At 56.4% G+C, this 13,542-nt stretch carries 11 protein-coding genes; 10 read left to right on the top strand and 1 reads right to left on the bottom strand.

The annotated features are described in order from the left end of the window. Nucleotides 1-90: 90 nt before the first annotated feature. Nucleotides 91-891: a histidine utilization repressor gene (hutC, locus tag ACLBVC_RS11270; protein WP_410149657.1), complete on the bottom strand. Its 801-nt coding sequence runs from the start codon at nucleotides 889-891 to the stop codon at nucleotides 91-93. A gap of 241 nt (nucleotides 892-1,132) precedes the next feature. Here hutC and ACLBVC_RS11275 point away from each other — a divergent pair, with 241 nt between their 5' ends. From ACLBVC_RS11275 to ACLBVC_RS11320, 10 genes are all read left to right on the top strand, one after another. Further along, nucleotides 1,133-2,506, top strand: a complete 1,374-nt coding sequence (locus ACLBVC_RS11275) for a formimidoylglutamate deiminase (RefSeq protein WP_410149658.1) — start codon at nucleotides 1,133-1,135, stop codon at nucleotides 2,504-2,506. Next, nucleotides 2,503-3,084 carry a HutD/Ves family protein gene (locus ACLBVC_RS11280; protein WP_410149659.1) on the top strand — a complete coding sequence of 194 codons (582 nt, stop codon included), beginning with the start codon at nucleotides 2,503-2,505 and terminating at the stop codon, nucleotides 3,082-3,084. The genes ACLBVC_RS11275 and ACLBVC_RS11280 overlap by 4 nt, the downstream gene beginning before the upstream one ends. Before the next feature lie 232 nt (nucleotides 3,085-3,316). Further along, on the top strand, nucleotides 3,317-4,297 hold the full coding sequence (locus tag ACLBVC_RS11285; RefSeq protein ID WP_195815176.1) for an ABC transporter substrate-binding protein: 981 nt from the start codon (nucleotides 3,317-3,319) through the stop codon (nucleotides 4,295-4,297). Nucleotides 4,298-4,314: 17 nt separating this feature from the next. Continuing rightward, nucleotides 4,315-5,196 (top strand): ABC transporter permease, encoded by an 882-nt coding sequence (locus ACLBVC_RS11290; RefSeq protein WP_410149660.1) that lies wholly within the window; start codon nucleotides 4,315-4,317, stop codon nucleotides 5,194-5,196. Then, a complete protein-coding gene (locus ACLBVC_RS11295; RefSeq protein WP_101078820.1) occupies nucleotides 5,196-5,981 on the top strand; it encodes an ABC transporter ATP-binding protein in 786 nt (261 codons plus the stop codon). The genes ACLBVC_RS11290 and ACLBVC_RS11295 overlap by 1 nt, the downstream gene beginning before the upstream one ends. 117 nt (nucleotides 5,982-6,098) lie before the next feature. Then, nucleotides 6,099-7,649 (top strand): histidine ammonia-lyase, encoded by a 1,551-nt coding sequence (hutH, locus tag ACLBVC_RS11300; protein WP_410149661.1) that lies wholly within the window; start codon nucleotides 6,099-6,101, stop codon nucleotides 7,647-7,649. A gap of 61 nt (nucleotides 7,650-7,710) precedes the next feature. Next, on the top strand, nucleotides 7,711-9,393 hold the full coding sequence (hutU, locus tag ACLBVC_RS11305; protein WP_410149662.1) for a urocanate hydratase: 1,683 nt from the start codon (nucleotides 7,711-7,713) through the stop codon (nucleotides 9,391-9,393). Between the two features lie 181 nt (nucleotides 9,394-9,574). Then, entirely contained in the window at nucleotides 9,575-10,729 is a 1,155-nt protein-coding gene (gene hisC / locus ACLBVC_RS11310) for a histidinol-phosphate transaminase (RefSeq protein ID WP_410149663.1), read from the top strand. Continuing rightward, on the top strand, nucleotides 10,726-11,874 hold the full coding sequence (locus tag ACLBVC_RS11315; RefSeq protein ID WP_410149664.1) for an alpha-hydroxy acid oxidase: 1,149 nt from the start codon (nucleotides 10,726-10,728) through the stop codon (nucleotides 11,872-11,874). The genes hisC and ACLBVC_RS11315 overlap by 4 nt, the downstream gene beginning before the upstream one ends. 81 nt (nucleotides 11,875-11,955) lie before the next feature. Next, a complete protein-coding gene (locus ACLBVC_RS11320; RefSeq protein WP_410149665.1) occupies nucleotides 11,956-13,041 on the top strand; it encodes an iron-containing alcohol dehydrogenase family protein in 1,086 nt (361 codons plus the stop codon). Nucleotides 13,042-13,542 lie beyond the last annotated feature (501 nt).

Below are 13,542 nucleotides of genomic sequence, written 5' to 3' on the forward strand. Positions count from 1 at the left end.
TTTTTCTTATTACGAGACGTCTTCCAAAATTTAAACGAAACGATAGCGGCCCGGAACGGCCGCGATTAGGGTATGGCGGAATGAAAGGCATCAGCCGTGGCTGGTGAAACGCCCGAACAACTGGTAACGGGAACCCGGATAAATCAGGCGTGCAGAGGTCACTACGCGGCTGCCGCTCCAGGTACGGCGATGAATTAAGAGGCAGGGCTCATGCTCACTGAGTTGCAAAAGTTCGCGCTGTTCGTCGCTGGCACTCACCGCTTCAACGCGGTGTTCACCGGCGGTCAGAGGCGCGATTTCCATCAGATAGATGTACGGCGTTTGCTTATTGAGCACTTGCTGAAGGTAATCCGGCGCAGTTTCCGGATTAACAAAACGATCTTCAATCTGCACCGGCACATTGTTTTCGTAATGCACAATCTGCGAGTAAAACAGCATTGCGCCAGGTGTAATACCCAGCTGAAGCGCCTGTTCGGCGTCAGCCAGACGGGCTTCACAGATCAGAATCTTGCTGTCGTGGCGGTGCCCGCGCTGGGCAATTTCATCGGCGATGTTATGCACTTCGAGCATCGGCGTGTAGGCCTTGGCTTCGGCGACGAACGTCCCGACGCCCTGCATGCGAATCAGAAAACCTTCGCTGGTCAGTTCGCGTAGCGCACGGTTGATGGTCATGCGGCTGACGCCCAGCTCGTTGACCAGCTCACTTTCAGAAGGTACGCGCTGATGCGGTTTCCAGACACCTGCACGGATCTGCCCGATGATTGCCTGCTTCACGCGCTGATAAATCGGCGCGGGCGTGTCGCTCATGGCCGCAGCCAGTTCGGACAATGTCTGCTGAGACACTCCCTGTTGCGCTGCACTTTGCGAAGAAAGTGGTGTGGGCTCCGACATGTCTCTGACCTCTCAAAAAATACACAGGTATCTGGAAAGTTTCCCGGAATATCCGCCGGTTTCCCTTTAGGAAAAGAAACGGAAAGGCGTGACGGAAAACTAAATTTATAAAAAAAAGGATTGTTGCAAGTTTACAGCGCAATCGGGCATATGTATATGTATAGACAAGTCGCTTAAAAGTTTTGCAATTGTTTCTATAAAATTGCGTTTATGTTTCTTATTGCTGATCAGGAACGCTGTCATGCCTGCTTATTTTGCTTCACGCGCCTTACTTGCCAACGGCTGGGCGCACAATGTGCGTCTGGACGTTGATGCCGCCGGAACACTGAGCGCGGTGACGCCCGGTGGTGATCCGCAAGGCTGTATCCGCCTTTCCGGCCCGGTTGTGCCGGGTATGCCCAACCTGCACTCTCACGCTTTTCAGCGGGTAATGGCAGGGCTGGCAGAAGTCGCCGGTGATCCGCAGGACAGCTTCTGGACATGGCGTGACCTGATGTATCGCATGGTACAGCGCCTGATGCCTGAACAGGTTGGCGTTATCGCCCGTCAGTTGTACATCGAAATGCTTAAAGGTGGCTATACGCAAGTCGCCGAATTTCACTATCTGCACAACGATATCAGCGGAAATCCTTATGCCAGTCGCGGTGAAATGGCCGCGCATCTGAGCCAGGCGGCCGCACAAACCGGTATCGGTCTGACCCTGCTGCCAGTGCTTTATACCTACGCCGGATTCGGCGCTCAGCCCGCGCAGACCGGGCAAAAGCGGTTTATTCAGGATGCCGACGGTTACTTGCAACAACAGGACATTATCCGCAGCCAGATTAAAAAACAGCCGCTGCAAAATCAGGGGTTATGCTTCCATTCGCTGCGCGCCGTTTCGCTCGAACAAATGCAGCAGGTGCTGGCGGCGGGCGATAAACAGTCGCCGGTGCATATCCATATCGCCGAGCAGCAAAAAGAAGTGAACGATTGTCTGGGCTGGAGCGGGCAGCGCCCGATCGCCTGGTTGTATGACAATATTGACATCGATGACCGCTGGTGCCTGATCCACGCCACGCACGCCGACCGGTTTGAACTGGCGAGCATGGCGTGCAGCGGGGCAGTTGCCGGGCTTTGTCCGACGACCGAAGCTAATCTGGGTGACGGCATTTTCCACGGTGTGGATTACCTCGCGCAATCTGGCCGCTGGGGAATTGGCTCCGACAGCCATGTTTCCCTCAACGTGGTGGAAGAGCTCCGCTGGTTTGAATACGGCCAGCGCCTGCGTGACCAGCGCCGGAACCGTCTTACCACAATCTCGCAAAATTCCGTCGGCGATGTGCTGTATACGCAGGCCCTACAGGGCGGCGCGCAGGCGTGCGGTGCGGCAATCGGGCAGTTATCCGCAGGCTACCGTGCCGACTGGCTGGTGCTCGACGGGCAGGATCCTTATCTGTCAGCCGCCAGAGACAGCGAGTTGCTAAACCGCTGGTTGTTTGCCGGCAATGCCGGGCAAATCCGCGACGTGTTCGTTGGTGGTGTCGCGCGCATTGTCGGCGGGCAGCATGAACAGCAACAGGAAGCGGCAGAAGATTTCCTGCACCTGCTGAATCAGCTGGCAGAGGATGTCGCATGACCAGATGGCAGCAATTCTCCTTCGAGAACTTACCGGTAAGCCCGTGGCGAAACGGCGGCGGCGAAACCCGTGAAATCCTCAGCTGGCCGCCGGGTAAAACCGCTTTCGACTGGCGCGCCAGTATTGCCACCATCGCACAGGACGGCCCGTTTTCCGCATTTCCCGGCATTGACCGCTCCATCACGTTGCTGAGCGGCGGGGGCGTTCATCTGCTTTCTGAACCGCAGGTTAATCATCATCTCAGTGAAACGGGCAAACCTTTCGCTTTCAGCGGAGACATCGCGCTGAATGCGAGCTTACTGCGTGGCACGACAACGGATTTCAATATTATGACCCGCCGCAACGGGTGTTCTGCGCAGGTGATTTCTGCCGCTGAAAGCCTCAGTGTTTCTCTCACTGATGGCGGCGTGTTGTACGCCATCCGCGGAACATGGCAATGGCCGGACGGTCGCCAGTTTGGTCGCGGAGAAGGGTTCTTCCACGGCGCTCTTGCTGATGCGAACGACGACGGGGAAAGCGTGGAAATCACGTCGCTTTCGGACAACGGCCTTCTGCTCTGGGCAAAAATTACGCGCTAACCGTGCGCTAAAAAAGAGCGTGCAGCGCACCGAATTGATTCACCCGCTGCCGGGCCACCGGGCAGTTTGAGACAGAAAACGACGTAAAACGGCCTCTGCCGGAACTGGCACAAAGCTTGCTTCAATACAGTCGACTGACTTGTATAGACAAGAATATACAGTAGCGCATTTTGCCTGAGGTTTATCACCGCTTCAGGCGTTCCCCCGACAGGTACTTTGGCAGGAGTGGCAGATGAGCAACATGATTTCCAGGGCTGTGCTGAAACGTTCGTTGTCTTTGTTAGGACTGGCTGTAGCGATGGGCAGCGTGACTGTCAGCGCGGCACAGGCGGCAGATACACCGGTAGCGATTGGTATCTCAGGGTGGACAGGTTTTGCACCGCTTACGCTGGCGGACAAAGCCGGGATCTTCAAAAAGAATGGCCTTGAAGTCACGCTGAAAATGGTGCCGCAGCAGTCTCGTCATCTGGCGATTGCCTCCGGTTCATTGCAGTGCGCGGCGACCACGGTGGAAACCTATTTAACCTGGAACGCCAGCGGCGTGCCGATTAAACAGATTGTGCAGCTTGATAAATCCTACGGTGCGGACGGTATCGCCGTGCGCAGCGGGATTAACAAAATTACCGACCTGAAAGGGAAAACCGTTAGCGTCGATGCGCCTGGCACCTCTTCTTACTTCCTGCTGGCGTGGATCCTCGATAAAAACGGCATGACGATGAAAGACGTCAAACTCGCGACGCTCGGGCCGGACGCAGCAGCGCATGCGTTTATCGCCGGGCAAAACGATGCGGCGGTGACGTACGAGCCTTACCTTTCCACCATTCGCCAGAGCCCGGACAAAGGCAAAATCCTTGCCACGACGCTCGATTATCCGATGGTGATGGATACGCTGGGTTGTACGCCTGCATGGCTGGATAAAAACCCGAAAGCCGCACAGGCGCTGGTGAACAGCTACTTTGAAGCGCTGGATATGATCAAGAAAGACCCTGAGAAATCTAACGAAATCATGGGTGCTGCGGTAAAAGAAACCGGAAAACAGTTTGCGGAAGAATCCAGTTATCTGCGCTGGCAGGATCGCGATGCCAACAAGAAATTCTTCAGCGGTGAAATCGTCACCTTCACCAACGAAGCGGCGCGCCTGTTGACTGAGATGAAAATCCTACGCAAAACGCCGGACATCAACACGTTATATGACGCGAAGTACGTGAAATAGCCATGAAGGACAAAGTCATGAACAGTTCTGTCACTGAGGCAGCCGTACATCCCGTTAATACGCAGTCAGATTTACGCGAGCCGGCACCGTTGCCGGCAAGCAAAAAAATCTGGCATAACCCGATGATGGTGCCTTTGCGTCCGGTCGCAGCAAGACGACGCGGTTTCCTCGGGTTCTGTTTTTTTGTCCTGTTCTTCGCCCTGTGGGCGCTGGTGACGTTTACCGGATTCGTGTCACCGACGTTCCTGGCCAGCCCGGCCAGCATGTTGCAGGAAGGCGTTTTACTGTTTACCGATTTCGATTTCACTACCGATATCGGCATGACGGTGATGCGCGTGCTGGGCGGTTTTGTTCTGGCCTGCGCCATTGCCGTGCCGCTGGGCATTCTGATGGGGTCGTACAAACTGATTGAAGCGTTCTTTGAGCCGTTTGTTTCGTTTTGCCGTTATCTGCCTGCGTCAGCGTTTGTTCCGCTGCTGATCCTCTGGGCGGGTATCGGTGAAATGCAAAAAATTTTGGTGATTTTTATCGGCTCCTTCTTCCAGATAACCCTGATGGTTGCCGTGACAGTCGGCGCTGCACGACGTGATCTGGTCGAAGCCGCGTACACGCTGGGCGCGACGAATCAGAGCGTGGTTCGCCGGGTAATTATTCCGGGTGCCGCGCCTGAAATTGCCGAGCTGCTGCGACTGGTGCTGGGCTGGGCGTGGACATACGTCATCGTGGCGGAGCTTATCGGTTCATCGAGCGGCATCGGCCATATGATTGTTAACAGTCAGGCGCTGCTCAATACCGGGCAAATGATCTTCGGCATTATCGTGATTGGCTGCATCGGTTTGCTTTCTGACCTGTTATTTAAAGCGGCAAACCGCCGCCTGTTTGTCTGGAGTTCACTGTGATGAGCCATCCCAAATTGAGTGTCCGGCAGGTGGAGCGTATTTTCACCGGCCCGAAAGGCGAGAAAACGCAGGCGCTGTTGCCGGTGGATTATCAGGTTAACGAGAATGACTTCATCACCATTCTCGGGCCATCGGGTTGCGGAAAATCCACGCTTTTGCGCATTGTGGCAGGGCTGGATCAGCCGACGCGCGGGGAAGTCTGGCTTGACGGAGAACTGGTTGACGGGCCGGGCGCGGACCGGGGCATGGTCTTTCAAAGCTACACGCTGTTTCCGTGGCTGACCGTGGAACAAAACATCCGTTTTGGTTTGCAGGAACGCGGTGTCAGCAAAGCGGCGCAAAAAGAGCGCAGCGACTATTTTATTAATAAGGTCGGGCTGCGCGGATTTGAGCAGCATTTTCCCCGTCAGTTGTCCGGCGGCATGCAGCAGCGCACAGCGATTGCCCGTGCGCTGGCGAATGACCCGAAAATTTTACTGATGGACGAACCTTTTGGCGCGCTCGACAACCAGACCCGCGTAATGATGCAGGAACTGCTGCTGTCGATTTGGGAATCCTCGCGTAAAACCGTGCTGTTCGTGACGCACGATATCGACGAAGCGATTTTCATGGCGAATAAAGTGGCCATTTTCAGTGCGCGGCCGGGGCGGATTAAGACGGAAATAGCCGTCGATTTCCCGCATCCGCGTGATTACACCCTGAAAACGTCACCGGAATTTATGGCGCTGAAAGCGCGGGTAACAGAAGAAATCCGTACCGAAACACTGCAGACGATGGATCACTGATCTCTCCCTGCGGGTAAGCATTGAACGTTGTTGTGTCAGGTCGTGCATAAACACCCGGCGGGCTGAGGCCTTTGCCGGGTTTACTTCCCGTTTCACTTGTCTATACAGGAATAGATTATGGCTTCTTCATCCACCGATTTAACCCTTTGCCGCCTGCAACCGGGCCACGTTGACCTGCCGATGCTGCGCAAAATTTATCAGGGCAACGTCCGCCTTGAACTGGCTGAGGAGGCGCGTGCTGGCGTACTGGCTTCGCAGGAAACCGTCACCCGCATCGTCGAGTCGGGCAAAGTGGTTTACGGGATCAACACCGGTTTCGGCAAACTGGCGCAGACGCGCATTCCTGCTGAACGGTTGGCTGAACTGCAACGTAATCTGGTGCTGTCGCACAGCGTCGGTATCGGCAAGGATCTTGCGGATAACGTGGTGCGTCTGGTTATGGCAACCAAAGTCCTGAGCCTGTCGCGCGGCCATTCCGGCATACGTATTGAAGTGATTGATGCGCTGATTACCTTGTTTAATGCGGGCGTGTATCCGTGTATTCCGGAGAAAGGCTCGGTCGGCGCTTCCGGCGATCTGGCACCGCTGGCGCACCTTTCCCTGATGCTGATTGGTGAAGGTCAGGTCACGGCGAAAGGCGAAAAAATGTCGGCCACCGAAGGGCTGGCAACCGCCGGTCTGGCGCCGTTTGAACTTGGCCCGAAAGAAGGGCTGGCGCTGCTAAACGGCACCCAGGTTTCAACGTCTCTGGCACTTTCCGGTTTGTTCGAAGCGGAACGCGTATTTTCTGCCGGGCTGGTGGCGGGCGCATTGTCGCTGGAAGCCATCAAAGGTTCGGTAAAACCGCTCGATTCGCGCATTCATGAAGCACGCGGTCAGCAGGGCCAGATTGGCGTTGCAGCGGCGCTTTCAACTATTCTGGCAGGCAGTGACATTGTCACGTCTCACGCCGATTGCGGGCGTGTACAGGATCCGTATTCCATCCGCTGCGTGCCTCAGGTGATGGGTGCTTGTCTGGATAACCTGCATCACGCGGCGCGTATTCTTCGTATCGAAGCGAACGCCGCCTCCGATAATCCGCTGGTTTTCTCCGAAAATGGCGACGTGATTTCCGGAGGTAACTTCCACGCGGAGCCGGTGGCGTTTGCTGCGGACATCATCGCGCTGGCTGTGGCAGAAATCGGTGCGATTTCAGAACGCCGCATGGCGCTGCTGCTCGATACCGGCCTTTCCGGTTTACCTCCGTTCCTGGTGAACGACGGCGGTGTGAACTCCGGTTTCATGATTGCGCAGGTGACAGCGGCCGCGCTGGCATCAGAAAACAAATCGCTGGCACATCCGGGCAGCGTTGACAGCCTGCCAACGTCGGCGAATCAGGAAGACCACGTTTCAATGGCCACTTACGCTGCACGCCGTCTGGGCGACATGTGCTTTAACACCAGCGTCGTCGTGGGCATCGAAGCCATGGCGGCCGCACAGGGGATTGATTTCCATCGTCCGCTGCAAAGCTCTGTGACGCTGGAAAACGAAATGAAGGCCATCCGTGAAAACGTCGCGTTCCTTGAAAAGGATCGCCTGATGGCGCCTGACGTCGAAATGATGCGCCTCTGGGCTTCCCGTGAACACTGGCCAGCGGCGATTGAAGCACTGCTGCCAAGCTTTGTCTGACCGCAAGCTTCGCCTGATTATTTTTACGTTAACACACCCTATTTTAGAGAAGGAACCGACGATGAACGCTCCACAAAAAACGGCCGTAGCCCGCGTTGTTCGTGCGCCGCACGGGACTGAACTGAGCTGCCAGAACTGGCTGATTGAAGCGGCGTACCGCATGATCCAAAACAACCTTGATCCGGATGTCGCTGAGCGCCCGGAAGACCTGGTGGTTTACGGCGGGATTGGTAAAGCGGCGCGTAACTGGCCCGCGTTTGAAGGCATTCTGGAAAGCCTGCGCAAGCTGCGTGAAGACGAAACGCTGCTTGTTCAATCCGGCAAACCGGTCGGCGTATTCCGCACCCATACCGATGCGCCGCGCGTGCTGATTGCCAACTCCAATATCGTGCCGCACTGGGCAAACTGGGAGCATTTCCATGAGCTGGATAAAGCCGGGCTGATGATGTACGGCCAGATGACCGCCGGTTCGTGGATTTACATCGGCGCGCAGGGCATTGTTCAGGGCACTTACGAAACGTTCGCCGAGGCGGGGCGTCAGCACTACAACAGTGACCTGCGCGGCAAGTGGATTTTAACCGCCGGTCTGGGCGGTATGGGCGGCGCACAACCGCTGGCGGGCGTTCTGGCCGGAGCGTGCGTGCTGGCGATTGAATGCCAGGAATCGCGTATCGATTTCCGTCTGCGTACCCGTTATGTCGATTACAAGGCCCATAGCATTGATGAAGCACTGGCGATGATAGAAAAAGCCTGTGCGGAGAAAAAAGCCATTTCCGTCGGCCTGCTGGGTAATGCGGCTGAACTGATGCCGCAGCTGGTGGCACGTGCGAAAGAAGGTGGTTTGCGCCCGGATATCGTGACCGATCAGACCTCGGCGCATGACCCGCTGAACGGTTATCTGCCGGAAGGCTGGAGCCTGGAAAAATGGCATGAAGCGCGTAAATCGGATCCGCAATCTGTGGTGAAAGCCGCAAAAGCCTCGATGGCAAAACACGTTCAGGCGATGCTGGATTTCCACGCAATGGGCATTCCGACCGTGGATTACGGCAACAACATCCGTCAGGTGGCGAAAGACGAAGGCGTGACCAATGCCTTTGATTTCCCGGGTTTTGTCCCTGCGTATATCCGTCCGCTGTTCTGCGAGGGCAAAGGCCCGTTCCGCTGGGTAGCGCTTTCCGGTGATCCGGAAGATATCTATAAAACGGACGCCAAACTCAAGGAGTTGTTCCCGGATAAAGCCAACCTGATCAACTGGCTGGACATGGCACGCGAGCGTATTGCCTTCCAGGGATTACCGGCGCGTATCTGCTGGCTCGGTCTGGGTGAGCGTCATATTGCCGGGCTGGCGTTCAATGAAATGGTGCGCAACGGTGAGCTGAAAGCGCCGGTGGTCATTGGTCGTGACCATCTGGATACCGGTTCTGTCGCCTCGCCAAACCGTGAAACCGAAGCCATGAAAGACGGCTCTGATGCAGTTTCCGACTGGCCGCTGCTCAATGCGTTACTCAACACCGCGGGCGGCGCGACCTGGGTCAGTCTGCACCACGGCGGCGGCGTTGGCATGGGCTTCTCGCAACATGCGGGCATGGTTATTGTGGCGGACGGTACTAAAGAGGCTGATGCACGCCTTTCGCGCGTTCTGTGGAATGACCCGGCAACCGGCGTGATGCGTCATGCCGATGCCGGTTATGAGCAGGCAAAAGCCTGTGCCGAACGAAATGACCTGAACCTGCCGATGTTATGAAACCCGTTCGGGTAAGTGATGAAGACAGCGGCAATTAAACTGAACAAAATCAGCGGGCAGTGGCGCAGGTCGCTGCCCGTTTTGTTTCTAAAATAATCTAAAAATGCGTTAAAAAGTGGCGTAAAACCACGCTGACTTCCGGCATACTCGGGAACAGAATCTTCACAGCACGAGGTAAAAGATGGCTTCAGATCCGACCGTTTTTGATGCAGCAAAAGAGTGCCTGAAAAATCTGGCAAGGCCCGCATCACGGGCACTCGGTGTGTATAACGCCGGGCTTTCAGCCGACGCGGTACAACAAAAATATGGCGCAGCCCGTATCGCCAAACTGGCGAGTAATGAGAACCCGCTGGGTGCCAGCCCGAAAGTCATCGCAGCACTTGAAGCCGATGCCCGTTTCAGTGCGATTTATTCTGATGCCTCGAGCGCGGCATTACGTGCGGCGCTGGCGGAAGAAACCGGCGTCAGGGCGGAAAACATTGTGGCCGGCAACGGTTCTGAAGACATTTTACACATGCTGGCGCTGGCCTTCCTGAACCCCGGCGACCGTGTCGTCACGCTGATCCCGTCTTTTGGTTTACATGAAATTTTCCCGCGAATGATGGGGGCAGACGTCACGCTGGTGGGCGTCAGCGCGCAGCAGCAGTTCGATATTGAGGCCTGGGAACTGGCGCTTTCCACACCTGCAAAAATGGTGATTTTCAGCAATCCGTCGAACCCCGTAGGCTGCATGCTGGGGCGTGAAGGATTCGCCAGAATAATCGATGCCGCCCCGCAGGATTGCATTTTGGTGATTGATGAAGCCTATTACGAATATTGCGAAGACGAGCCAGACTACCCTGACAGCCTGCGCGTTCTGGCAGCGCAGCCGCGTCCGTGGATTGTGTTGCGTACCTTCTCCAAAGCTTACGGGCTGGCCGGTTTGCGAATTGGCTATGGTTTAGCCAGCCATCCTGAACTGGTGAATCTGCTCGATCGCGTCCGGACGCCGTTTAACATTAACCGCTCGGCGCAAACTGCCGCCGTTGTGGCTTTGCAGGACAAACAGCACGTGCGTGACAGTATTGCGCTGGTCACTGCGCAGCGTGAAAAAATGGCCGCAGAGCTGACGGCTCTGGGCTTTACCGTTGCGCCGTCACACGCCAATTTCCTGTTCTTTGACTGCGGCCAGCCGAGCGCGCAACTGGCACATCGATTGCTTACTTATGGCGTCATTATCAAGCCGTGGCGCGAAACCGGCTATGAAAACTGGATCCGCGTGTCAGTCGGTAACGAGCAGGATAACCGGCAGTTTATGGAAAGCCTGAAACACATTCTGTCGGAGGAAGCCGCGTGAAGCGTGCTGCGTTAAACATTGAAGAATTGCGCCGTCAGGCCCGGTGCGCGTTGCCGCGTTTCGCCTTCAGCTATGTGGAAGGCGGGGCGGATGATGAACAAACGCTGAAAGATAATCGTGAGGTTTTTGCCCGCTGGCGCTTTATTCCGCCGGTGCTGACGGATTCCAGTCAGCGCGATTTATCTGTCACGCTCTGCGGGCAGACACTTTCTGCGCCGTTGCTGATTGCACCGACCGGTTACAACGGCATGCTGCGTTTTGGCGCAGACGCCATGCTGGCCCGTACCGCCAGACGCACCGGGATCGGGTATATCCAGAGCACGGTCTCGACGGCGTCGATTGAAGAAATCGCGGCGGAAAACCTGCCGCAGCACTGGTTTCAGCTGTACGTATTAAAAGATCGCGCGGTGACGACCGGCCTGCTGGAGCGTGCGAAAGCCGCCGGATGCACCACGCTGGTGGTGTCCGTCGATGCTGTCCATTTCGGTAATCGTGAAAAAGACAAACGTAACTACCGGCGGCCAATGAAGCTTTCGTTGTCGAGTCTGGTGGATGTCGCGCTGCATCCCGGCTGGGTGTGGAGGACGCTGAAACCGGCGGGTATGCCCGGTTTTGGCAATTTAAAACCTTACGTGCCAGCGGATAAACAGCGCGGCGCGGGTGGGGCGAGCTATTTCTCAGAGCAGATGGATACCCGCCTGAACTGGGAAACGCTTGCCTGGATCCGCAGCCAGTGGCACGGCGCGTTGCTGATTAAAGGCATTCTGGCACCGGCCGATGCGCAACGTGCACTGGACGCGGGCGCTGACGGCATTGTTCTGTCTAATCACGGTGGCCGACAGCTCGACAGTTCGGTCAGTGCGATGGAAGTTCTGCCTGAAATCCGCCAGTTGTGCGGCGCGGATGCCACTATTCTTATCGACAGCGGTTTTCGTCGTGGTACAGACGTGGTGAAAGCGCTGGCGCTGGGCGCGAATGCCGTATTGCTTGGCCGCCCGATGCTTTACGGCGTTGCGGCGGCGGGCGAAGCGGGCGCGCAACGTGCGCTGGAGATTATTTTGCAGGAAGTTGACCGCACGCTGGCGCAGCTTGGCTGCACGTCGGTGAATCAGCTGGGGCCGCATCTGCTGCGTTCTCAGCGTTAATGCGTACAAAGTAAAAACAGTAAACATCCTCAGAATTTTTAACCCGAATCAGTCAAACATAAGCATCACGGAGAAGCAGTTATGCAGGCACAGAACATTATCTTCCCGGCGCAAATCCTGCGCGGTCCCGGCGTTATTTCCCAGCTTGGCGATATTTGTGCATTGCTCGGTAAGCGCGCGCTGGTGATTGGCGGGCATCAGGCTCTGGCGGCGGCAGGGGATAAAATTCGTCATCAGCTGGAAGGCTGTGCGGTGGAACTGGTGGGCAGCGAATGGTTTGGCGGTGAAAGCAGCGAAAGCAACATCACGCGTCTGGCGAAAGCGGTGAAAGACAAAAAGGCCGACATTGTGATTGGCGTGGGCGGCGGGAAATCTCTCGATACCTGCAAGGCCGTTAGCGTGGAAACCAACGTGCCGGTGGTGACCATTCCCACTATCGCCGCGACCTGCGCCGCCGTGACGCCGCTGACTATCCGTTATCACGATGACGGGCATTTTCGCGATTTATTCCCGCTGCCACAGGCCCCGGCGGCGGTCATTATCGACAGTGATATTCTGGTTGCCGCGCCGTTGCGCTGGCTGGCTGCGGGGCTGGGCGATACGCTGGCTAAATGGTACGAATTCCGCGCGATCAGCAGCCATCAAGGCCAGTTAAGCGGCGTTGCGCGATCTTCGAGCGCCAACAGCCGGATATGTTATGACCTGATCGAATCCTGTGGCCCGGCGGCCTGCGACGCAGTGCGCGCCGGTAAACCGAACGCAGAACTGGATCAGGTGCTGGACGCCATTTTCATGTTTGCCGGTCTGACCTCGCTGATGAGCAGCGGAGCCCATGCTGCCGCATCCCACGCGATATACGAAGGCTTCACCGTTTGCGATAAAACGCGCGAATTCGGCCACGGCTTGCTGGTCGGTTTCGGTAATCTCTGCCTGCTGGCGCTGGAAAATCGCAGCGACGAAGAACTAATGGAAGCCATCAGACTCGCCCACGCCTGCGCCGTGCCGCTGCGTCTGAGTGAAATCGCCGAGCTGAACGCCGAAGAACTCGACATCATCGTGAAGGCATCGCTGCATGCACCGGATATGGAGAATATGCCGGGGCATGTGACTGCAGGAGGATTGTATGAGGCGATTTCGCGGGTAGAGGCAATGGCGGATCTGATTTGATCTTTTTGGGCTTGCAGCCGAAGCCTGCGAGTTTTTGAGTAGCGACCTGAACGGGTTTTAAATTCAAAATCAAGACCTTGGGCTCGCCGCCCAAACTGGCCCAAAGGGCGCGTTAACGCGCGCGCCCTCTGGACACCGCGCTTTTTAACTGCGCGCTGCCGCTCGCTGGCTACGTTTCAGCAACTCCTGCTAGTGCCGCAAACGCCGCCGCTGCGCGGTTCTCTCGCCTCGGGTTCGAACCTGCTCGAAAAAAGACTCTCGCTGTTTCTCACCACTCACTCGACGTCGTTTTGAAAGCGGCCAGGGGCTATGTAATTCGGAAGATACATGCAGGCTGGATTTTGATTTGCTCCTTCCCCTTGGCAAGGGGAAGGACGGGATGGGGTTCGAAATGGCAACTTTAAAGGTGGGTTGTTTGCAAAACCCCCTCCCGACCTCCCCCTTCGCAGGGGGAGGAGCAGACCAGCAACTCGCAAAAGCTTGCAGATTTACTTTGCCTCA

It is taken from the genome of Rahnella selenatireducens (genome assembly GCF_046449555.1).
Classification (GTDB): Bacteria; Pseudomonadota; Gammaproteobacteria; order Enterobacterales; family Enterobacteriaceae; genus Rahnella; species Rahnella selenatireducens.

Bases quoted from the DNA above. Each gene is read 5' to 3' on its own strand.
- hisC (WP_410149663.1), top strand. From the start codon at position 9,575: ATGGCTTCAGATCCGACCGTTTTTGATGCAGCAAAAGAGTGCCTGAAA.
- ACLBVC_RS11285 (WP_195815176.1), top strand. From the start codon at position 3,317: ATGAGCAACATGATTTCCAGGGCTGTGCTGAAACGTTCGTTGTCTTTG.
- ACLBVC_RS11275 (WP_410149658.1), top strand. From the start codon at position 1,133: ATGCCTGCTTATTTTGCTTCACGCGCCTTACTTGCCAACGGCTGGGCG.
- ACLBVC_RS11280 (WP_410149659.1), top strand. From the start codon at position 2,503: ATGACCAGATGGCAGCAATTCTCCTTCGAGAACTTACCGGTAAGCCCG.
- hutC (WP_410149657.1), bottom strand. From the start codon at position 891: ATGTCGGAGCCCACACCACTTTCTTCGCAAAGTGCAGCGCAACAGGGA.
- ACLBVC_RS11290 (WP_410149660.1), top strand. From the start codon at position 4,315: ATGAACAGTTCTGTCACTGAGGCAGCCGTACATCCCGTTAATACGCAG.
- hutH (WP_410149661.1), top strand. From the start codon at position 6,099: ATGGCTTCTTCATCCACCGATTTAACCCTTTGCCGCCTGCAACCGGGC.
- ACLBVC_RS11320 (WP_410149665.1), top strand. From the start codon at position 11,956: ATGCAGGCACAGAACATTATCTTCCCGGCGCAAATCCTGCGCGGTCCC.
- hutU (WP_410149662.1), top strand. From the start codon at position 7,711: ATGAACGCTCCACAAAAAACGGCCGTAGCCCGCGTTGTTCGTGCGCCG.
- ACLBVC_RS11295 (WP_101078820.1), top strand. From the start codon at position 5,196: ATGAGCCATCCCAAATTGAGTGTCCGGCAGGTGGAGCGTATTTTCACC.